The 20,408-nt window shown below is 51.6% G+C and carries 14 protein-coding genes and 5 pseudogenes; 5 read left to right on the top strand and 14 right to left on the bottom strand.

Going from position 1 to position 20,408, the window contains the following annotated elements; genetic code table 11:
- Positions 1 to 57: 57 nt before the first annotated feature.
- Together ACFPYJ_RS12760 and ACFPYJ_RS12755 are read left to right on the top strand one after the other, a co-directional pair.
- Positions 58 to 756 carry a GntR family transcriptional regulator gene (locus ACFPYJ_RS12760; protein WP_379188525.1) on the top strand — a complete coding sequence of 233 codons (699 nt, stop codon included), beginning with the start codon at positions 58 to 60 and terminating at the stop codon, positions 754 to 756.
- A 287-nt stretch (positions 757 to 1,043) separates the two neighbouring features.
- On the top strand, positions 1,044 to 1,928 hold the full coding sequence (locus ACFPYJ_RS12755; protein WP_379188524.1) for an endonuclease/exonuclease/phosphatase family protein: 885 nt from the start codon (positions 1,044 to 1,046) through the stop codon (positions 1,926 to 1,928).
- Positions 1,929 to 2,063: 135 nt separating this feature from the next.
- Here ACFPYJ_RS12755 and ACFPYJ_RS33195 read toward each other — a convergent pair.
- From ACFPYJ_RS33195 to ACFPYJ_RS12705, 10 genes and pseudogenes are all read right to left on the bottom strand, one after another.
- A pseudogene (locus ACFPYJ_RS33195) lies at positions 2,064 to 2,210 on the bottom strand (transposase); the annotation flags it as partial.
- Positions 2,211 to 2,689: 479 nt separating this feature from the next.
- Complete coding sequence (locus ACFPYJ_RS12745; protein WP_379188522.1) at positions 2,690 to 3,217, bottom strand: DinB family protein; 528 nt, start codon at positions 3,215 to 3,217, stop codon at positions 2,690 to 2,692.
- Positions 3,218 to 3,424: 207 nt separating this feature from the next.
- A pseudogene (locus tag ACFPYJ_RS12740) lies at positions 3,425 to 4,173 on the bottom strand (polysaccharide deacetylase family protein).
- Positions 4,174 to 4,283: 110 nt separating this feature from the next.
- Positions 4,284 to 5,389, bottom strand: a pseudogene (locus tag ACFPYJ_RS12735) (rhamnogalacturonan acetylesterase).
- Positions 5,386 to 5,931 (bottom strand): annotated as a pseudogene (locus tag ACFPYJ_RS12730) (hypothetical protein); the annotation flags it as partial. The pseudogenes ACFPYJ_RS12735 and ACFPYJ_RS12730, both read right to left, overlap by 4 nt.
- A gap of 1,190 nt (positions 5,932 to 7,121) precedes the next feature.
- Positions 7,122 to 8,105, bottom strand: coding sequence for an aldo/keto reductase (locus ACFPYJ_RS12725; protein WP_379188521.1), 984 nt, complete (start codon positions 8,103 to 8,105; stop codon positions 7,122 to 7,124).
- Positions 8,106 to 8,228: 123 nt separating this feature from the next.
- Positions 8,229 to 9,212 carry an aldo/keto reductase gene (locus ACFPYJ_RS12720; protein WP_379188520.1) on the bottom strand — a complete coding sequence of 328 codons (984 nt, stop codon included), beginning with the start codon at positions 9,210 to 9,212 and terminating at the stop codon, positions 8,229 to 8,231.
- Between the two features lie 25 nt (positions 9,213 to 9,237).
- Positions 9,238 to 10,227: an aldo/keto reductase gene (locus ACFPYJ_RS12715; protein ID WP_379188519.1), complete on the bottom strand. Its 990-nt coding sequence runs from the start codon at positions 10,225 to 10,227 to the stop codon at positions 9,238 to 9,240.
- Between the two features lie 29 nt (positions 10,228 to 10,256).
- Positions 10,257 to 11,210, bottom strand: a complete 954-nt coding sequence (locus ACFPYJ_RS12710) for an aldo/keto reductase (protein ID WP_379188518.1) — start codon at positions 11,208 to 11,210, stop codon at positions 10,257 to 10,259.
- Positions 11,211 to 11,492: 282 nt separating this feature from the next.
- Complete coding sequence (locus tag ACFPYJ_RS12705) at positions 11,493 to 12,416, bottom strand: helix-turn-helix transcriptional regulator (protein WP_379188517.1); 924 nt, start codon at positions 12,414 to 12,416, stop codon at positions 11,493 to 11,495.
- Positions 12,417 to 12,528: 112 nt separating this feature from the next.
- Here ACFPYJ_RS12705 and ACFPYJ_RS12700 point away from each other — a divergent pair, with 112 nt between their 5' ends.
- Entirely contained in the window at positions 12,529 to 14,064 is a 1,536-nt protein-coding gene (locus tag ACFPYJ_RS12700; RefSeq protein WP_379188516.1) for a sulfatase family protein, read from the top strand.
- A gap of 119 nt (positions 14,065 to 14,183) precedes the next feature.
- On the opposite strand, the gene ACFPYJ_RS12695 is transcribed toward ACFPYJ_RS12700, so the two are convergent.
- The 4 genes and pseudogenes from ACFPYJ_RS12695 to ACFPYJ_RS12680 all read right to left on the bottom strand — a co-directional run.
- A complete protein-coding gene (locus ACFPYJ_RS12695; protein WP_379188515.1) occupies positions 14,184 to 16,193 on the bottom strand; it encodes an alpha-L-arabinofuranosidase C-terminal domain-containing protein in 2,010 nt (669 codons plus the stop codon).
- A 19-nt stretch (positions 16,194 to 16,212) separates the two neighbouring features.
- On the bottom strand, positions 16,213 to 16,968 hold the full coding sequence (locus ACFPYJ_RS12690) for a carbohydrate ABC transporter permease (protein WP_379188605.1): 756 nt from the start codon (positions 16,966 to 16,968) through the stop codon (positions 16,213 to 16,215).
- 13 nt (positions 16,969 to 16,981) lie between these two features.
- On the bottom strand, positions 16,982 to 17,767 hold the full coding sequence (locus ACFPYJ_RS12685) for a hypothetical protein (protein ID WP_379188514.1): 786 nt from the start codon (positions 17,765 to 17,767) through the stop codon (positions 16,982 to 16,984).
- Between the two features lie 196 nt (positions 17,768 to 17,963).
- Positions 17,964 to 18,809: pseudogene (locus ACFPYJ_RS12680) on the bottom strand (formylglycine-generating enzyme family protein); the annotation flags it as partial.
- A gap of 405 nt (positions 18,810 to 19,214) precedes the next feature.
- On the opposite strand from ACFPYJ_RS12680, the gene ACFPYJ_RS12675 reads away from it, so the two are divergent.
- Together ACFPYJ_RS12675 and ACFPYJ_RS12670 are read left to right on the top strand one after the other, a co-directional pair.
- Positions 19,215 to 19,844: a chromate transporter gene (locus tag ACFPYJ_RS12675; RefSeq protein ID WP_379188512.1), complete on the top strand. Its 630-nt coding sequence runs from the start codon at positions 19,215 to 19,217 to the stop codon at positions 19,842 to 19,844.
- 15 nt (positions 19,845 to 19,859) lie between these two features.
- Complete coding sequence (locus ACFPYJ_RS12670; RefSeq protein WP_379188511.1) at positions 19,860 to 20,390, top strand: chromate transporter; 531 nt, start codon at positions 19,860 to 19,862, stop codon at positions 20,388 to 20,390.
- The last annotated feature ends 18 nt before the right edge of the window (positions 20,391 to 20,408 follow it).

Genomic DNA, 20,408 nt, shown 5'->3' with positions numbered 1-20,408 from the left:
GTATCGCCTATGATACAGGTAATGATTCACAAAACCGTGTCCAGAAAGGTTCATACGATGGAAACATTCAGCTTTAAAGAGCAAAAGCCTACCTCGCTTCGGCACCGGGTAACGGATGAAATCCGCAATGCGATTCTAAGCGGGCAGCTGAAACCGGGCGACCGGCTTCGAGAAATTGCGATTTCAAAGGAAATGGGCGTCAGCCGCGGACCGATCCGTGAAGCGATACGCACACTGGAGCAGGAAGGTCTCCTCCATTCCTCACCGTATAAGGAAACGGTTGTGGCGGAATTTTCCAAAGAAGAAGTTATCGAAGTGTTGATCCCCATACGGCTGACGATCGAGCTGTTTGCTATCCGGTCAGGACTTTCGTGGATGAACGATGCGGATTTCGCTCAGATGAACCGGTTTGTTGAGGGCATGAAGGAAGCAGTCGCGCAGAAGGATTTGGCCCGGATCGTGGATAACGACATTTCATTCCACGAATATTTGATCCAAGCATCCCGTGCCGGCAACATCATAAATATATGGTCGAGCATCGTCAATCGGATCCGGCTGCATTTCTTCGTTCAGGGGCCGATGTACAAAGACCAGAATCAGATCTACGAAGAACACGCAGTTCTGCTGCAGGCGATGCAAGCGAAGGATGTCGAACTAACCTGCCGGCTTATGAAGGCTCATATCTATGACGAGAACGTCAGTATTTTGCAGAACGCCGGGAACGAAGTAACCGCAAACGACAGCGAAACAGTGTAACCGGAACCCTGCCGCACTTCTGGTTCATCTATGCGCTGCACGATAATAGAACGTCAAAGCAGCCTTCCCGGTTAAACTAGGGAAGGCTGCTTTGAAATAAGACGCATCATGCAGGTTGTAGGTATCTGCTTCAGATAATCAAACACCAATAAATGTTCAGTCATGTCTATTATATGTTATTATTTACCATAATTTATACTTTATTAATATAACGTGAATCTTACGAGAACATTCAGTTGCTATCCTCTCTCATGAAGATAAATATACTAAACGAGAGGATGATCAAGTTGTTCAAGAAATCTTTGGCTAGGCTTATGATCATGTGCATGATGGTTCTGCCTGTACTGACATATGCCGGGCAGGCAGTCGCTGCGGAGGCGAAGGAGAAAAAAGACAAGGAAATGGGAATCAAAATCATGTCCTACAATATTCATCACGCCGAAGGAAAAGACGGCGTTCTCGATTTGCAGCGAATTGCCGATATAATCGCGAAGTCTGGAGCCGACATCATCGGCCTGCAGGAAGTGGATAACCATTGGTCGGATCGGAGCAGCTTTGAAGACCAGGCCAAATGGCTGGCGGACCGCCTCCACCTGCACTATGCGTACGCAGCCAATCTTGATCTAGAACCTTTGGAAGAAGGACAAGCCCGCCGCCAATACGGTACGGCTGTATTCAGCAAATTTCCGATTCTGCATGCGGAGAACCATTTGCTGACGAACATCCCGTATACCGAAAAACCATCGGAACAGCGCGGTTTGCTTGAAACGGTGATTAATGTAAAAGGGAAGCATATCCGTTTCTATAACACCCACCTCGACAATCGCCGGGCTGAGCAGCGGGACCTGCAAATCAAGGAAATTCTTGCCATTGCAGGCAAAAAGGAAGGCACGTCCATCTTTGTGGGAGATTTCAACGCTAAGCCGGGCAGTGCAGAAATATTGAAAATAACCGCACAATACAAGGATGTATTTGCCGAACTCGGTCAAAATGATACCTTTACGATTCCCTCATCGTACGTGGATCCGATTACCGGTGCCGTCTCTAAACCGGACAGTCGAATCGATTATGTATTCACTACCGACGATGTTCAGTTTCGAGCAGCGGATGTGATCGACTCCATTGCTTCAGACCACATTGCGGTGACGGCCGATCTCCTGGTGACGAAATAAAACGGGCCTATCTCCTGTTATTTATCTAAAAAGGAGCTGCCCTCGAAAGTAAGTTAGGTTTACCCTTGCAGTTGAGTAAATAAACAAACCCGGGAAGGGGCAGACGTTATTTCTGCTCCTTCCCGTTTGGTCGATTGCTGCTTTCTTCAGCAGACTATAGGCAAGCGAAAGCCACCTGACCTCTTGGCTTATTTTTGGCAACCCGCGAAGCAGGAACCGCCGGAATCCCCGGTAGTTCTTCAGTTGTCCAAATACATTCTCCGGCTCGATCATCCTCCGAACCTGTTACACCCTAGCCTATACTGGAATTCGTACAGTTAAATAGACTTCCATTCGATTAAGACTGTCTCTATACTGCATTCCATACAGCTAAATCGCCCCAAATGAACCATTTGGAGCTCAATTCGGCATTTATAACTGGAAATTTCCAGTATAGCGCTGGTTCGTACATCTAAAGCCCGAAATAGCTGTAAAAATCCAGTATAGATGTGCATGCATCAAGCGGTTGACTGCCGACACCTATCGCCCCGCCACGCGTGGGGTTCGGTGCAGAAGTAAACCGCGAATGCCGAACACGCAGCAAGTCGTTCACACAAGTGTATTACGGATGTGCCCCCAAATCTCTTTCGTTAAGATTTGGGACAGCCCCTTGTCATTTTCAAAAATTAATATTCTGCAGGAAAACAAGAGTCGCCGCAGCAACTTATGATTTCCAAGTCATGCTCCCTATCGTTTAAGATGGACAAAGAGCTCTCTTTCATCTAAACTTCAGGATCATTCTGTAATTGATTCAGCAATTGAAAAATCTGTCCCCTATGATTGGATTCATGTTCAATCAAGTGATAGACAACCCACTCAGGTGTGACTTCGTAGTGTTCAAGTACTCTTGGTTTACGCCAATCGGCTAGGTCCATTGAACGGAAGTGCGAAAGAAACACTTCACGTACCGTATTAAGGCGGTGAACATGCTCCTCCAAACTTTCTCCTTCAATATGAGTTAAAGAATTGTTTCCCGAACGGGGTTCCTGCGGGAATAACGAACGTATATCCGGATCAAATTCAGTACCAAGAACCTCTACATATAACCAATCAGCCTCAATCAATGCAATGTGATATAACAGTGAGCCAATCGTATGTCTTCCATCTATTTTCATGTCAAGTATACTTTGACTGGTTCCGGTTAATCTGGCTATAAGAGTATGGCGAACATCTTCTAAACACCATAGCCATCGACCGATTTCTTCAACATATCCTGGTAATGGCGTCACCAGTAAAGACCTTCTCTCCAACGTTATCCTCTCCTTCATCATGGCCATATCCTATTTATTATACCAAGTTCACGGAATAGCCGCATATAATGAAAAGCAGGCCACCTCATTATCCGTTACAAAGGGGGGCCTGCTTTCTTTAAGCACTTTAGAGTCGATGTACAGCATCACTGCCGTTAATGGTCCTGCAGCACCGGAAATAGACTTGCGCGTACTTTCCGGCACTTCCTAATCGAATAGAATCTGGCTGCCTCCCTTGACCTCAACGATATCGTTGTTCACACTCAGCCATACGGAAGCGGCGGATGGGTTCCATACGAACCTGCTGGAAGCTGAAAACTTAAGCTGTTGAAATGCTTTTACATAATCAACGATTTCCAGGTTCGTCGCATACCAAATATCCGTCCGGTTGCCGATCAATCGGCAGAAGCTCTCCATGAACTCCCAGTTTTGTTCCAGATCGAATTCGTAGCTGTGGCCCATACATACATCATATATAAATATTGTTTTTTATGCAGTTCGCCAAAAGATTCCGCGAGATTCATCAAATTCGCCTTGTGGGGGCAGGTAGGCTTCCACTCGAACCAATCGTCCGGCATTCCGAATTGTCCGGTACTTTGAACGACCCGGGCGTATTCGATTCCAAGATGCGGGAGCATCTCTTTGATCCGGCTGTTGAAGGAACCGTTGGGGTAAGATAAGCCTCTCACTGTATATCCCATAGTACCTTCCAGCCGTTTGCGGTCCTCCATGATTTCTTCCACAATCTGCTCCTTCGGGCATCTTGCGATCGTAGGATGCGTTAACGTATGTGCAGAAACCTCATGTCCTTTGTAGAGCGCGCCAATTTCCGCTTCACCGATGCGGTCGCCTTCTCCGAGCATTCCCGAATTGATGTGGAATGTCCCTTTAATCCCATATTGGTTAAAAATGGACACAAGTCTCCGGTCTGCCGCTCGACCATCGTCATAGCTCATCGTCAAAACTTAGTGCTTTCCCCCGGGAAAAGCCAGTAAAATTTTTGGCATCACTGTCACCTCATTTACAATTTCATTCGTGGCTTCCCACCCTTTTTAGCCTGACGCTCTTAGCGCAAATAAAGGGTGAGCGGCTGTAAACGCAGCTCCTTCATTCCTTCCAGCACGAGCTTCGCCACCTGCGACGCGCCCTGCTCCTGAAAATGCGTGTTGTCCTCCGTTCCGTCCACGAAATTCATATATTCACCTGGCGCAAGCCACATGAACACCGATTTCGTTCCCTCTGGCCCGAGCCGCTCGAACACTCCTTGCTCTTGGCCGCCAAATCAATCAATGGCACATTCTCCTCTGCTGCAAGCTCGCGCATCGCCGGCAAATAATCCCCATGCGTATCCAGAAGCGTGCCGTCTTCTTCGAAGAACCGGCGCTGTACGGCCGTAACGAGAATAGGGATCGCCTTCCGCTGCCGGGCCCCTTCAATATACAGCTTCAATGTTTCCTTATAGGTCTTATAAGGCAGAGTATATCGATCCTCCCCATATTTCTGGTCATTATGGGCGAATTGGATCAGCAAATAATCATAGGGTTTGATTTTATTCCAGATGGCGTCAAGATGCCCCTCCTTAATAAAGCTCTTGGAGCTTCGTCCCGACAACGCATAGTTCGCAACCGCAGCATCCACTTTGATAAACTGGGGCAGCATTTGTCCCCAGCCGGCATACGGATAACCATCTGCGGGCTGGTCTGTCACCGTCGAATCACCCGCCAGAAACAGCGTGCATGCTTGGTGGGAGGCGGTAATTTCCATTGCATTAATTCGCGGTGCCAAACCGCTGAATTTCAGCTTCAGACGTCCATCGGTGACCCAAACCGCAAAGCTCACCCGTGCGTAATGCCCTGGAACGGTCCTTTGTTTGTTCACCATCAAACGCCCTTCTCCCGCCTTGATCGTCGTCTCTGTGTCGGCCAGCTCATCCCCGAGCAGAACCGAAACGGCATACGTTCCATCCGGTACATCGACAATAAAGCAGGTATTCAGCGGAATACAAAAATCACGGCGAAGCGGCTGGCAACCTCCTCGGTCCTTTGCGTTCACTTGGTCTGCCGCACTGAAGCCGAAGCCAAGCATTTTCTCATAACGTGTTTGCGCAGTCACCTTCGTATAACCGTCTTCCGCAGCCCCCGTTCCAAAGTCGAAACGATAGCTAAGTGTCATTCTGTATCCCTCATTTCCCGCAATACGCCGGTTTCTCCGCCTGGATACAAGGCCGAATGGGATAAACGTTTGGATTGGGGCAGCGGTTTCCCGGCTGCCGGAATTTCCTTCAAGGAGAACGGGCTGCTTGAGTAAACGGATGCCGTCTCATCATTGTAGATGAATACCTGCTCCGTTCCGGTGCCGACTAAATCCGTATGCACGGCATAGCCTTCCGATCGAAACTCCACAATCATGTTCATATCACCGTCGTACAGCGCCGGATATAGACCGCCACCGCGCCGGAATGCCAAGATGTAATCCGGAGAATCATGTGTCCAGCCCCGAAGCGGTTCAATAATGGTCAGCCAGCCGTCCGTTTTGCGGTTTTCCTTCCAAATCTCCCGTCCGCTGCCGTCCAGCAGAAACAGTGCGTCTTTCCCCTTCAACCCTTTCCCGTCGTCCTCCCGGACAAGCAGGTCGAGCCCGGCGACTTGCAGACCGGGCAAATCGCTCCGAAACTTACCCAAGGCGACATGCTGCGACTCGACCGAGCCTTCATAGTAACCACGGCTGCCAAACCGCGATCAAGATATTCAAGCTGCACCGCTTCATCATGCGCCGCTTGAAGCTCAGCTTTCTCTTCGATTGGTTTCAATAAATTCCCTCCCTTTGCTCTAACATAAGGGGGCAGCTCCTTGAGAACAATCATACATTCTTGATTTCTGCAGCGATTCTAGATTGTACTTTTTTGCAGGACTGCGACTTATTTGCAGAATCACCCTCTGCCGCAATTCGCGGCTTACTCTATACACCGCAAGAAGCTCCCAGCGCCTGGTAAGGCTGAAGCCTTACGTACAGTTGACTTTCTGCACCAGGAGCAGCTTTCAGCCTCAACCTGGTTGGACTGCGCTGCATGCGGCTGCAACGAGCAGCTTCCAGCATAGTAGTGCGATACGTTTAGCAATCAACCACTCGATGATGCAAATCTATACTGGATTTATACAGCTATTTCGATCTTTGGATGTTCGAACAACCGCTATACTGGAAATTTCCAGGTATATATGCCAAATTTAACTCTATAAGGCTTATTTGGGGTTATTTAACTGTACGAATTCCAGTATAGAGGCAGCCTGAATCGGATAACACCGATTTTAACTGTATGAATTCCAGTATAAGCTAAGGGCGTAACATGCACCTACGCAGCTCTCAGCCAAGGGTGAGGCGATGATACGTGATGCCGGTTAACCAATAAGGCATAGACAGGAAGGGAAGGTGACGGCGGGACTTTTCCATTAGTCATCTTAAAAAAGCCGGCTCCAAAAAGCATCGTAAACAATACCATCCCTATGACCAAACGCCTTCCGATCAAAAAATCAAAACCTATTCCATTTTTATACGGTCATTGCGCATGCGGATGTTCTTCCGGTTAAAAGCATGAAGATGTGCTGTTAAAACATCTCATTCGTGTCGTGCCGTGGATCAGCTCCGCCGCTTGAGTATCTTCGGGCATCGGTGAGCGAATAGGGGTTGTCCCAAAAGCCGCATTTGGAATTTCAGCCCCTACTGTGAAGGCCAGCTTGAATGTAAAAAGAACCTTCATCCCCACTTTATCGTGGTTTTGAAGGTTCGTTTGTTCTTATATGGCATTGTTGCACTTACACTTACCCTTTTGAGAAAGCCCCTTAGAGGAGACAAACCAAGCTTGATGATCTGTTTTTATCCCTTTTGTGTCAACCACTTTTGTGTATCCTCAATAGGGTCCGCGGATGGCGTTCTTGACGTTCTGTTCGTAGAACTCGCGCAGTCGTGCATGCTCATCTCCCGAAAACGGTGAGACAATCTGTACACCAAGGTTGTCCTCAACTTGGGCGGTGTTCCTGAATCCCGGGATGACGCACGTAATATGCGGGTTATCGAGGATCCAACGCAGTGCGGCGCGCGTCATGTTGCCCCGGCTTTCGCCGATCCAGTCCAGCTTGCGGCTCAGCTCGACACCAGTCTCGAACGGCAGACCCGCGAACGTCTCACCGACGTTGAAGCTCTCTCCATTCCGGTTGAAATTGCGGTGGTCGTCGGCCGCGAAGGTGCTGTTCTCGCTGAATTTGCCGGTCAACAGCCCGCTTGCGAGTGGAAGACGCACCAGAATGCCGACCCCCTGCTCATGAGCCTTGGGAAAGAGCGTTTCTGCCGGCTTTTGCCGGAACAGGTTAAAGATGACCTGCAGTGCCTTAACACCCGGCTGCTCCAGGCAAATCAAGCCCTCCTCCACCGTCTCCACGCTGACGCCGTATTCGCGGATTTTACCTTCCCGCTTCAAACGGTCGAGTACCGCGAACACTTCGCCGTCGCGCAGGATGTCCGTCGGCGGACAGTGGATCTGGTAGAGATCGATCCGCTCGCGCTGAAGCCGCTTCAGACTGGCCTCGCAAAATGCCCGGACGGACTCATACGTATAAACGGCCGGATCCGTAATATCTGCCGAACGGCAAAACTTCGTCGCCACGTAGATATCATTTTCCTTGCCCTTCGTCGCCTTCGCGAGCAGCTCCTCACTGTGCCCGTCTCCATACACATCCGCCGTATCGAAGAAGTTGACGCCCGCTTCCATCGCTCGGTCCAGCGCCGCCAGCGAATCTTCGTCCTTCACGTTTCCCCAGGAGCCGCCGATGGCCCACGTGCCGAAGCTGACCTCACTGACTTTCATTTCGGTATTGCCAAGCTGTCTGTATTTCACGCTTATTTCCTCCTATGTATGTTGTTCTTATTAGCAGCATCCCGCTGCAATAGCAGGATTCAGACGGAGGATTGTAAAATAATACGCAGGAATCTTCCGGCAATAGCGTTCCTGCGCGTCCGTTTAATTCAAGCCGCCGAGTACCGGATGCGGGACATAAGGCTCTTCCAGCAATGTGACTTCCTCCGCGGTCAGCTTCACCGAAAGCGCCGCGACCGCGTCGTCCAGATGATATGCCTTCGTAGCGCCAATGATGGGAGATGACACAGGCTCCTTCTGCAGTACCCAGGCCAGCGCCACCTGTGCGCGCGGCACGCCGCGCCTAGCCGCTACTTCTCCGACACGCTCAACTACCTTGCGGTCAGCCTCTGCCGTAGCCGCATAAAGCGTCTTTCCGAACTCATCAGCCATGGAACGCTCGCTCGTCTCGTCCCAATCCCGCGACAGCCTTCCCCTCGCCAGCGGGCTCCACGGAATGACGCCGATTCCCTGCGCTTTGCACAGTTGGAGCATCTCGCGTTCCTCTTCCCGGTAGAGTAAATTCAAGTAATTCTGCATGGAAACGAACCGCGTCCACCCATTTCGCTCTGCGGTGTGAAGAGCGCTCAGGAACTGCCAAGCATACATCGAGGATGCTCCTATGTAACGCGCTTTGCCTGCTTTAACGACGTCATGCAGCGCTTCCATCGTCTCTTCGATCGGTGTATGATTGTCCCAGCGGTGAATCTGGTAAAGGTCGACATAATCGGTGCCGAGCCGCTTCAGGCTGTGATCGATCTCGCTCAGAATGGCCTTCCGCGATAGACCGCCGCCGTTGGGCCCTGGCCGCATGCGTCCGTGCACCTTCGTTGCAATGACGACATCATCCCGCTTTGCAAAGTCCTTAAGCGCCCGGCCGACAATCTCCTCGCTTGTCCCGTCGGAGTAGACGTTCGCAGTATCAAAGAAGTTGATGCCAAGGTCGAGCGCTTTACGAATGAATGGCCGGCTCTGTTCTTCGCCCATCGTCCAGGCATGCCCGCCCCTGTCGGGTTCGCCGTAACTCATGCAGCCAAGGCAAATGCGGGATACGTCCAGTCCGGTTGAACCCAGTTTTACATATTCCATACTATCAGCCTACTCTCATTCAGCATTATTCCCAGTGACGTTTGCCGCCTACACGGGATTTCGGAGGTATAACGGCATCGATCCGTTCGAGATCGTCTTTATTGAGTTCAACATGAAGCGCACCCAAATTATCCTCCAGCTGCTTCATGGTACTCGGCCCGATAATCGGCGAAGTGACGCCAGGCTGTTGAATGAGCCAAGCCAAAGCCAATTGGCTTAAGGTGACTCCCTTTTCTTCCGCTATGGGTATCAGAGCTTCGATGGCACTCAGCCTATCCACGATATACCCGGAATTTAAATCCAAATTTTTACGGCCAATACGCGTATCTTTCGGAAAAGGCTGATTGCTGCGGTATGCGCCTGATAACCAGCCTTCAGCTAAAGGCCCCCACGGCATAATCCCCAGCCCATACTTCTGGCAAAGCGGAATGACATCTTCCTCAATGCTTCGGTCAAACAGGTTGTACGGTGGCTGCTCGGCCACAAAGCGTTCCAAATTCATGCGTTCGCTGACCATAATCGCTTCCATGGTTTGCCAGGCTGGGAATGTGGAGAGGCCGATGTAACGGACTTTTCCCTGGCCCACCAAATAATCAAGCGTTCTCAGCGTTTCATCGATAGGGGTATTCGAATCGGGACGGTGAATCCAATACAAGTCAATATAATCGGTTTGCAGTCTCCGCAGGCTTTCATCTATTTGCTTGATAATGTGAACGCGGCTGTTTCCCTGGTCGTTCGGTCCCTCGCCCATTCTGCCATGTACTTTGGTTGCCAGAAAGACCCGGTCACGCCGGTCTTTGATCGCTTTTCCTACAAAGGATTCTGATACTCCCTTGGAATAAACATTGGCTGTGTCAACAAAATTTAAGCCTGCATCCAGGAAACGATGAATGATCTGGACCGACTCCTTTTCTTCGGTACGCGAACCAAAGTTCATTGCTCCTAGGCAAAGATTCGAGACTCTAGCTCCTGTACGGCCTAATTGACGAAAATCGACTTTATATGATTCCGACATTGTTCATACCTCCCGTAAATATAAATTGGTTAAACAGGGAAAGCGTCGCTTAGCTTCTGCATCTGCTCCTCGGACAGCTTCCAGCCGACAGAGCCGATATTCTCCTGCAGCTGCTCCAGCCTGCTTACGCCCATAATCGCCGAAGATACGGCGGGTCGATTGATAATCCAGTTCAGGCTGACCTGGGCTGGTGTTTTGTCCATTTGATCGGCAATATCCTTCAGCAGGTTGACTCCGCTTCGAAATCTGCGTGCCCTTTCGGCAACTTCCGGTTCGTCTGAACCTCGGCTGTTTTCCGGCACGCTTTCTTCATATTTCCCGGACAGAATGCCGCCGCCCATAGGGCTGTACAAGATCATGCCGATTCCCTGATCAACGCACAGCGGCTGCAGCTCCTTCTCTACCGCCCGGTTGGCCAAGCTATAGTTAGGCTGCACGGAAACGAAGCTTTCAAGCTTGTTTACATCGCTGACCCACAGTGACTTCGTCAGCACCCAAGCCGGAAAATTTGAGCAGCCGATATACCGCACCTTCCCTTGACGGACCAAATCATCATAGGCGCGCATGGATTCCTCCAGCGGAGTTTCCCAGTCGACATTGTGCGCCTGGTACAAATCAATATAATCGGTACCGAGCCGGCGCAAACTGTTTTCAACTTCCCTCATAATGTGAGCGCGGGATTGGCCTTTGTCGTTAGGACCCGGACCGATTTCTCCGTGTACCTTCGTGGCCACGACAACCTTATCCCGTTTTCCTTTAATCGCTTTGCCGAGAATTTCTTCCGCTTCTCCACCCGTATAACGGTTGGCGGTATCGATCAGATTCACTCCCATGTCAATTGCGGCATCGATGATTCGGATAGAATCCTCGGATGTCACCTTTCCCGCCTTTCCCCAGCGCGGGGTCGGGCTTCCAAAATTCCAACAACCAAGACTAATTCTCGATACTTTAAGTCCGGACTTTCCTAATCTGACATATTCCATAATCTGCATTATTCTCCTCTCTTGGACTCGCGTTATACCAGGACAACTGACGACGGTTATTGCGGAATAGATAGAGGGCTTCTTTACAGTATAAAGGACATAATACCAAGTGGAAATGACTGAATTATTTGAAACTTAGTAACTTTCAGTATAGTGTCTCCTTTGCTTTTCAGTTCAAGAACAGCCATATGATCCCTATTTTCAGTTCAAGAACAGCCATATGATCCCTATGAATATAATCGTGTCCCGACATAAGTTGAGAGGTAATGATCAGAATCCTGATCAGATCTGGAATCTCGCGCCGGTCATCTCACCGCTCCTAATAGAATTGCTGCGAACAGCCGTCGTTCCCTTTCTGATTGGAAAGCTTCGGTAACTGGATGGCGAGAGCGAGCATTCCTTCTTAAAGGCTCTGCTGAATGTGTATAAGCTGGGGTAGCCGACCGCGTAGGCGATCTCCGTTACGGAGGCTGTAGTCTCGGCGAGCAGCCGCTTTGCTTGATTTATGCGCGACCTCGTCAGATAGGCAGCAGGGGTGATCCCCATCCGTCTCGTGAATTCCGCAGTAAAGTGGGAACGGTTAACGCCGGCAGCCTCTGCAGCTTCGCGCACTGTGATTCCCGCTGGAGCGTGCAGATCCATATGCGTCAAGCCGCACCGGAGGCAGTCCGGGAGCTGCTCGCCGCTGCCGTCTTCTCTGCGGTGAATCAGATCCGCGAACAGCTTGTAAAGCAGGCTCTGCATGAGATAAGGCAGCGAAGCGCTTTGAGAAGGAGCCTCCATCATCAGTTCAAGAATGGAATAGAGCGCCCGATCCGTCCTCGCAGATTCGGCTTGTCTGAATATTGGATTCCCTCGGGTAAAGCCTGCTCTTCCAAGGAGACGTTCCGCACCAGGGCCGCCGATCTCCACATAGATGAGCTCCGGTTCTTCTTGCCCCGCCTTGTAATGCGTGCAGGATGCTTCCGGGAAACGGCAGTACAAATCGCCTGCTTGCAGCTTAAGACGGCGATCAGCTCGAATCAGCTGCAAGGATCCCTTCTGAACCGCATATAAGCCGAAGCAATCCGCCCGATTTCGGCCAAGCCCAGCTTCTGCCGGAGACATTCCACTTCCTGCCCGAACAGGCCACAGCTGGCATTCCTTATCCCACTTCCCAGGCTCATAACGCACGGGCCCAATCCGCTTTAATCCGTCATTCCTCATTATCTATCTCCTCTCACTTGCGGTATCCGACAAAATGGTAAATTAGACCCACGCCGCGCCATTCCAGCTTCCTCTCTACTAAGCTATTATTAGAAAAGGAGGCGATCAATAGATGAAGAAACCCAACATTCTGCTCATCACGAGCGACCAGCAGCATTGGAACACGATCGGCGCATTCCAAAGTGAGGTTCTCACGCCGAATCTGAACCGCCTGGTCCGCGAGGGAACCGCTTTCTCCAGAGCTTATTGCCCCAATCCCACATGCACGCCGAGCCGGGCATCCATCATCACCGGCATGTACCCAAGCCAGCATGGAGCGTGGACGCTCGGCACCAAGCTCCTGGAGGATCGGCACTGTGTCGGCGACGATTTCGCGGCGGACGGATGCAGAACAGCTCTGATCGGCAAAGCCCATTTTCAGCCGCTCCGCTCCACGGAAACCTATCCTTCCATGGAAGCCTATCCGACTCTTCAGGAATTGGACCATTGGCGCCGTTTTGAAGGTCCGTTTTATGGCTTTGAGCATGTGGAGCTCGCTCGCAATCATACGAACGAGAGCCACGTCGGCCAGCATTATGCGCTGTGGATGGAAGAGAAGGGCTGTACAAACTGGCGGGATTACTTTCTGCCGCCTACCGGTACGATGGATCCGAGCGTTACGTATAAATGGCCGATACCCGAGGAATATCACTACAATACCTGGATTGCCGAACGATCCAATGCGCTGCTTGAGCAATACGCCCGGGACGGGGAAAGCTTCTTCCTATGGTCCAGTTTCTTCGATCCCCATCCGGAATATTTGGTCCCTGCGCCATGGGATACGATGTACGATCCTGATTCCCTGACAATTCCGCAGGCAGCGCCTGGTGAACATGACAGCAATCCGCCCCATTTCGGCATGACACAGGAGGAGCAGCCGGATTTCTCCAGCCTGCTGGAGACTGGATATGGCATTCACGGCTACCGCTCTCATCTTTACTACGAATACGGCAGCAAATTCAAACTGACGGATGCCGACCGCAAGAAGCTGGTCGCGGTCTATTACGGCATGATCAGCATGATGGACAAATATATCGGCCGTATTCTTGACAAGCTGGACGAACTGAGTCTGACGGAAGATACGATCGTCGTGTTCACTTCCGACCATGGCCATTTCTTCGGCCAGCACGGTCTTCAGGCCAAGGGCGGCTTCCATTACGAGGACCTGATCCGGGTTCCATACCTCGTCCGTTATCCGGGACATGTACCCGCCGGCGTCCAGTCGGAAGCCATCCAGTCACTCGTTGATCTGGCGCCTACCCTGCTATCCTTCCGCGGCATTCCAATCCCGCATGGTATGACAGGAGTCGATCAGCGCGAGGTGTGGGAAGGATTCAAGCCGCGGGCGCGGGATCACGCCCTCATTGAATTCCGCCATGAACCGACGACCATCCATCAAAAAACGTATGTTAACGACCGCTACAAAATAACGGTGTATTACAATCAAACCTATGGTGAGCTATTCGATCTGCAGAGCGATCCGCAGGAGCTGCATAACCTATGGGACGACCCCGGCAGCGCGGAGTTAAAAAGCACCCTACTGCTGAAATATGCCTGGGCTGAGCTTGGGAAGGAAGCAATGCCGATGCCGCGCATCTGGCATGCCTGACCCGGGCCGCTCCGCGCATGAATAACGAAAAGGCCTCCGCTCCATGAATTCGAAGGAGCGGAGGCCTTCTGCTTGGCCGGCTTCCTCAGAAGCCGGCTGAACCTAGTTCAGACAATGAATCAACGCTTCAGTTCAATCACATAAACGGAGTGCGGCCTGAGAGTCAGACATGATGCATCCCCGCCCCATGGTACGCGCTTCTCCTGTGCGGTTATACGTTCCGGTTCAAACACCGAGTTGATGTCCTCATAGTCGTCTCCCGTCACTTCCCATACGGCCGCTTCACCCGCCATCTGGAAACTCCCTGTTTGGAATTCCGCTTCAACGTGTTCAAGTCCCCGGTTGACCGCGAATACTGTCAGAATCCGTTTCGTCTCATCCAGACAAGCCGTCACGTCCAGTACCGGCAGCTCCACAGGCGTCAGACCAAATGCCGGACTTCCTTTCTCCCAGCTGTACGTGCCGCACTCCGTCTTCACCGGTGCGACATGTGCAAGCGGTCTGTTCGCGTAGAGCTTCATGACATGATAGGTCGGCGTGCCGTATACCGCCTGGCTCCTGCCGCTCCAGCCCGGCTTTTTGCCGCGGTATTGGTCGGCATAGGAGTCGCCGACACGGATGCATCCACCCAGCCAGCCGTTTACCAGATCCGAGAAGCTGCCGATTTCCACCAGATCCGACTGCCTGATATGTTCATTGAAATTAGCCGCATTGGCGACGGCAGCCTCCAGCGTATGTTCGGCCGGCAGTCCTTTGCGGATCGTATTGGCGTAGTACATGGTATTATATTCCGTTATGGCAAGCTTTACATGAGAGTACTCCGGATTGCCGCTAATAAGCTCCGCCGTCTGACCGACAATGGCCCTCGTCACCTCGGGGAACGCGGTTATGGCGTGGTACCGTATTTCTTTTGGTGTGCCGGGATTAATGCCGACCGTGCCTCCGCCATGGTAGATATGAATGGTTAACATATCGATATGCTCCGCCGCAATACCCAGAAGCGTCCGGTTCCATTCTTGATTGGTGTCGCCGCAGGCCAGCAGCATAATGTCCGGATCCACCTTCTTCATCTCCGCAGCAAAACGGTTGTACCGGTGCCCGAATTCCTCGGCGGTGCAGTGCCCATGCTGCCAGGAGCCGTATATTTCGTTACCGATTTCCCAGTATTTTACTCCATATGGCTCTGCATGTCCGTTTTGCGCGCGCAAGGCTCCGTATGCCGTGTCCGCGCCACCGTTGCAATATTCCAGCCACGCTGCAGCTTCCTCGGGCGTACCGCTCCCGGCATTAACGCAAATCAGCGGCTCCGTATCCGTATCTCGGCAAAACTGAATAAATTCATCGGTGCCAAAATATTTGTTCGTGAAGCCGCCCCATGCCTCATTCACCATATTAGGACGCTCCAGCACCGGTCCGATGGCGTGCTCGAAATGGTAGGCGCTGATGTAATTGCCAGCCAGACGCATCATGCCGGGCTTCAGCTCCCTCGTCATCTCCACGACTTCCCGCTTGACGATCCCGACACTGTCCTCCGGCAGCATCGAAACGTGATCAATCCACAGCATGCCTGTTCCGATAGAGTCCTGCCAGCTTGCACCTTCCGAAGAGATCATAAGCCGGAATTCCGCCTGCTCAGCCGATTTGGACGGCGTGATATCGACGGTGTAAGTCAGCCAATTATGGCTGCGCATCGCAACCTCGCCATCACCCAGCAGCTCGCCCGTTTGCGGGTCAGCCAGTTCAATGGCAAGTGTATGAAGCTCAATGGCCGCACGGGCGACGAGCTGGACCCGGTACTTCATGCCGCCCTTCACCGATACCCGCTGCGCAATGCCGCCGCGGCACTGATCCGCGCTGAAGATGCGGATTTTCTGACTGTGTCCGGAATGCTTCGGCGCCGCCGGCTCCAGCGCATACTGCGTATTTTTACCATCGGTCACCGGGTACCAGCCTGCAGATACGCCGTTTGCCTCCGCTTCCTCTTCAAAATCCATGTCCTTGAGCACAAAAGCCAGCATGGCGTCCATATGGTCGCGGATATCCTCTACGAAATGGCCGAAGATAAACGGATTAATCGTATGTTCCGCTGCGGCTTCGGTATGGACAGTAATGATTGCATGGTTTTTCATTGCATTCGTCTCCTCGCTATTATTCTTTAATTGAACCGATCATGACGCCCTTCACAAAATGCTTCTGTACAAATGGGTACATGATCAGCACGGGGATGCTTGCGATAATAATCAGCGCGTATTTGATGCTCTCAGCCAGCAGCAGCTTCTCCGTCATGCCGAAGGTGGAGCCGGATTCATCCAGAAAGCTGCTCTGGCTGACGATGAGAATTTCACGGAGCACAAGTTGAAGCGGATACAAGTTCTCGTCGCGCAGATAGATGAGTGCATTGAAGAAGGCATTCCAGTGATTCACGGCATAGAACAGCACCATGACAGCCAGAATGGGCTTAGATAATGGCAGAATGATATGAATCAGCAGCCTTGTGTTGGAGCAGCCGTCCATTAGCGATGCCTCTTGAAGCTCCCATGGGATGCTGTTCTGGAAATACGTTCGCATAACGATTAGATTATAAGTCGCAATAGCTGTCGGTACAATCATCGCCCAGAATGTATTAACAAGTCCCAAATCCTTCACTACCAGATAGGTCGGAATCAGCCCGCCGCTAAAGAACATCGTGAAAGTGATGACGAACATCAGCAGGCCGCGTCCGGGAAGATCCCTCCTCGACAGCGGATAAGCTGCAAGCGTAGTCATAATTAGATTAACGATTGTACCGACGGAAGTATAAAGCAGCGTATTTCCGTAGCCGCGCCATACGGCGTCATAGCGGAATATTTCTTTGTAAGCATCCAGTGTAAAGCCGGTCGGAAGCAGCCACATTTCTCCGGCCATCACCTTCGTTGGATCACTTGCCGCCCAGCTTCGCTTCGCGGACGCCGCTTGCTCCAGCCGACTCCCGGAGCAGCGGCAAGCTCTTGACGCCTGGGTCAGGGGAAGAGCGGTAGATGAATTCGCCGCTGTCGTTCATCACATAAATGCCGCTGTCCTCCGATGGCCGGATATTGTAGTTATTGCTTAAGATCCCGTAGTTGAGATCAATCATCACGACGCCGATCGTTTTGCGGTTATGCACGATTTTACGGCCGATCGTAACCGTCTCCTCACGCCCGTTGTAATTCTGGCTGATGAACATTTTTTCTGCAGGCGCTTTCACGATTTGACTGACGAGCTCGTTATTCAGGGTGGTACGGTCCACATAAGGGAATCCCTCATAGAAGATTTTGCCGCCCTGAACACTTACAACGGAAATCCGGTTGATAGATGATTTATAAGCGATTAAATAGGACAGAAAGTTGTCGATCTTCTTCTGATCCCGGAATCCGGCCAGCGATACCTCCGGATTTCCGCTCTGCAGCACATTGATAACGCTATCTTCATTCGTCACAACAAGCGCCAACAGCCGGCTCGCATCCTGCACGACGACATTGACGTTCTCGTCCGCCCGGCGGATGCTGTCGGTCACGTAATGGATGGCATTGCGCTTAATATTGTTTGTCAGATTGTAATAAATGACAAGACCGACCAGCACAAGCGCGGACAGGATGACAAGGCTGAACACGATGAATATTTTCCCCTGAATACTCCGCCTGAACGACAAAACCAGTGCGATTCTGCGAAGCCATATCGACATGCGGCAAATCCTCCCCCGATTTGTTTGCCTTATTATAGCAAAGGGGCTGTCTCAAAAGTCAATTAGACATTAATTCCCTTCCTCAGCGGGATGAACAAAATAAACGAACCCATTCTCCACATTAATGTAGAAAATGAATTCGTTTTGAGTTCAGCTGTTTCAAAGCTGCCCGCTCAAGTGCAAGCGCTGCAGCCTTTTATTCAATCGAGATATCCGCTGCGACCCGGAAACCGCAGTTGCCGGTAGAGCTGTCCGGTGTATTGCCGCTCCTCGCCGCTACCCGGTAACGGTTGCAGTAGGAACGGTGACAAAGATAGGATCCGCCGCGCATCGACCGCCGCTCCTGGGGTTCGTTAAACCTCGGGTTACTTAGAGAGGTCTGCCTGTGGTAGCCGGGGCTGAACCAGTCCGCGCACCATTCCCATACATTACCGGAGAGGTTGTACAGCCCGTATCCGTTGGGTTCATAGGCGTTGACCGGCGCTGTACCCACATATCCGTCGCTTGCATTGTTTTTGACCGGAAATTTGCCCTGCCAGATGTTGCACATATGCTTGCCGTCTTGTTTGAGCAGATCGCCCCACGGATAAGTTTTGCCTGCCAGACCGCCCCTTGCCGCATATTCCCATTCCGCCTCGGTCGGCAGCCGCGTGCCCGACCAAGCGCAGTAGGCTTCTGCATCATTCCACGAGATATGCACGGCAGGGTGGTCCAGCCGCTCATCGACCGTCGAATCCGGCCCTTCCGGCTTTGCCCAATAGGCACCTTCTACGACAAGCCACCACGGCACCTGCTGCGGGACGTCTTTCACGCGCATTCGCGTTTCTTCCGAGGCAAGCAGATGGAAGACATAAGACCAACCGAAGCGCTCGGCTTCCGTGATATAACCCGTGTTGTCCACGAAGTCGCGGAATTCCGCGTTCGTGACGGCGTAGGGCGATATCAGAAACGAATCGAGGCGCACCTCCCGGACCGGTCCTTCTCCATCTGCCGGAAATCCGTCGACGGCATCCGTTCCCATCCGGAACACGCCGCCTTCTATTCGGATCAAGCTGCCTCGCACTTGCTTGCCGGCGGAATTCACCTGAGCGGAAGACAGCGTCGGAATCGGCAGCACTCCCGGCTCAGTCTGATCTCTGCGGGCCGCGCAGCACGGTTTGTTCGATTCCATTTCTATTACCCCTTTCCCTACCTAAATGTCGGCGATTCATTTGTTATGATCATATACGAAAGGAATGGTTAAAATCCAATCCTATCATCTTATTACCATTTTGAAATAAATAGATTATTGATTCACAGAAAAAGAAGGATTCATTGATAATTTTATCAAAAAATCTTCTTATTCGGCTTGTATAAACATATATCACAAAAAGTTTATACCATTTTGGAATTAAGTTGTTATAATAAAAGGGGAGATGTTTCACCCGATAAGGAGGCTGAATGACAAATGAGAATGAAGCGCGCGACTAGGCTGCTTCACTTGTTCTGGGCTTTTTTTCGGATAGGCCCTTCCACCTTCGGCGGCGGCTACGCCATGATTCCCATGATCGAACGGGAGGCGGTAGAGAAGCGAAGATGGCTTGACGAGCAGGAGATGAGCGACCTGTTGTCCATCGCCGGTTCCGCTCCAGGCGGTGTCGGCGTCAACGCCTCCGCATTCATCGGTTATCGTCTGGCAGGATTGCCAGGCGCGGTAACCGCCATACTGGGCATAACAATGCCCACATTCCTGATTGTACTGGCGCTTGGTTTGGTGTACCTGCAAATTGACGAGCATCCGAAGGCCGTGGCCGCCATGCAGGGCATTCATGGTGCGATTCTGGCGCTCATTCTCGTCTCCGCTTACAAGATGGCTAAATCTTCCTTGTTTGATAAGTCGACCGTTGCGATCTTCATTTGTACGCTTGCACTGCTGACGATGACCTCATTCAATCCGGTTATTGCGATTGCCGGCGGCATTGTGTGTGGAATTGCTTGTGTAGCCTTGAAGTCGGTGCTCGGCATGAAGGTCCGTACGGAGAAGGAGAGGAGCACAAGTTCGCAGAACGATCCATTATATCTCGAGTACTACATTTGAGTCAGGAGGTTTCTTATGCTGTGGGACTTATTCGTCTTCTTTCTGAAGATCGGTTTTCTCTCCTACGGCGGCGGGTATGCCGTCATCCCAATGGTCCACTATGGAATCAGCGCACAGAACTGGATCAGCGACGCGGCGTTTCAGCAGATTGTCTCCCTCGCGGGGATGGCGCCGGGGCCCATTGCCACGAATAGCGCTACGCTGATCGGCTACAGAATTGCCGGAACGGCCGGTGCTGCAGCTGCGACCGCCGGGATCATACTGCCTTCGCTCCTGATCATCGTCATTATCGCTGCTTTCTTTTACCAGCTTCGTCGTAACCGATGGGTAAAAGCTGCCTTTTACGGCCTTCGGCCGATTGTCACCGGGCTTATCGCTTTTGCCGCCATCCGCTTTGGTTTTCCAAAGGGAACCGGTAATATCGACTGGCAGACAGCGGTCATGCTGCTTGTGTGCGCAGCCTCCGTTCTCGCGCTGCTCAGATACAAGCTTCATCCCCTGCTCGTTATTGCAGCTTCGGGAATCGCCGGAATCGTTCTGCTATAGCGGGTTATTGAACCGCCA

The sequence above is a fragment of the Paenibacillus solisilvae genome, from assembly GCF_042656405.1.
Classification (GTDB): domain Bacteria; phylum Bacillota; class Bacilli; order Paenibacillales; family Paenibacillaceae; genus Paenibacillus_Z; species Paenibacillus_Z solisilvae.
This window is presented reverse-complemented; position numbering and strand designations above follow the sequence as displayed.

Bases quoted from the DNA above. Each gene is read 5' to 3' on its own strand.
- ACFPYJ_RS12710 (WP_379188518.1), bottom strand. From the start codon at position 11,210: ATGGAATATGTCAGATTAGGAAAGTCCGGACTTAAAGTATCGAGAATT.
- ACFPYJ_RS12715 (WP_379188519.1), bottom strand. From the start codon at position 10,227: ATGTCGGAATCATATAAAGTCGATTTTCGTCAATTAGGCCGTACAGGA.
- ACFPYJ_RS12705 (WP_379188517.1), bottom strand. From the start codon at position 12,416: ATGAGGAATGACGGATTAAAGCGGATTGGGCCCGTGCGTTATGAGCCT.
- ACFPYJ_RS12760 (WP_379188525.1), top strand. From the start codon at position 58: ATGGAAACATTCAGCTTTAAAGAGCAAAAGCCTACCTCGCTTCGGCAC.
- ACFPYJ_RS12690 (WP_379188605.1), bottom strand. From the start codon at position 16,968: ATGGCCGGAGAAATGTGGCTGCTTCCGACCGGCTTTACACTGGATGCT.
- ACFPYJ_RS12675 (WP_379188512.1), top strand. From the start codon at position 19,215: ATGAGAATGAAGCGCGCGACTAGGCTGCTTCACTTGTTCTGGGCTTTT.
- ACFPYJ_RS12670 (WP_379188511.1), top strand. From the start codon at position 19,860: ATGCTGTGGGACTTATTCGTCTTCTTTCTGAAGATCGGTTTTCTCTCC.
- ACFPYJ_RS12685 (WP_379188514.1), bottom strand. From the start codon at position 17,767: ATGTCGATATGGCTTCGCAGAATCGCACTGGTTTTGTCGTTCAGGCGG.
- ACFPYJ_RS12695 (WP_379188515.1), bottom strand. From the start codon at position 16,193: ATGAAAAACCATGCAATCATTACTGTCCATACCGAAGCCGCAGCGGAA.
- ACFPYJ_RS12700 (WP_379188516.1), top strand. From the start codon at position 12,529: ATGAAGAAACCCAACATTCTGCTCATCACGAGCGACCAGCAGCATTGG.
- ACFPYJ_RS12720 (WP_379188520.1), bottom strand. From the start codon at position 9,212: ATGGAATATGTAAAACTGGGTTCAACCGGACTGGACGTATCCCGCATT.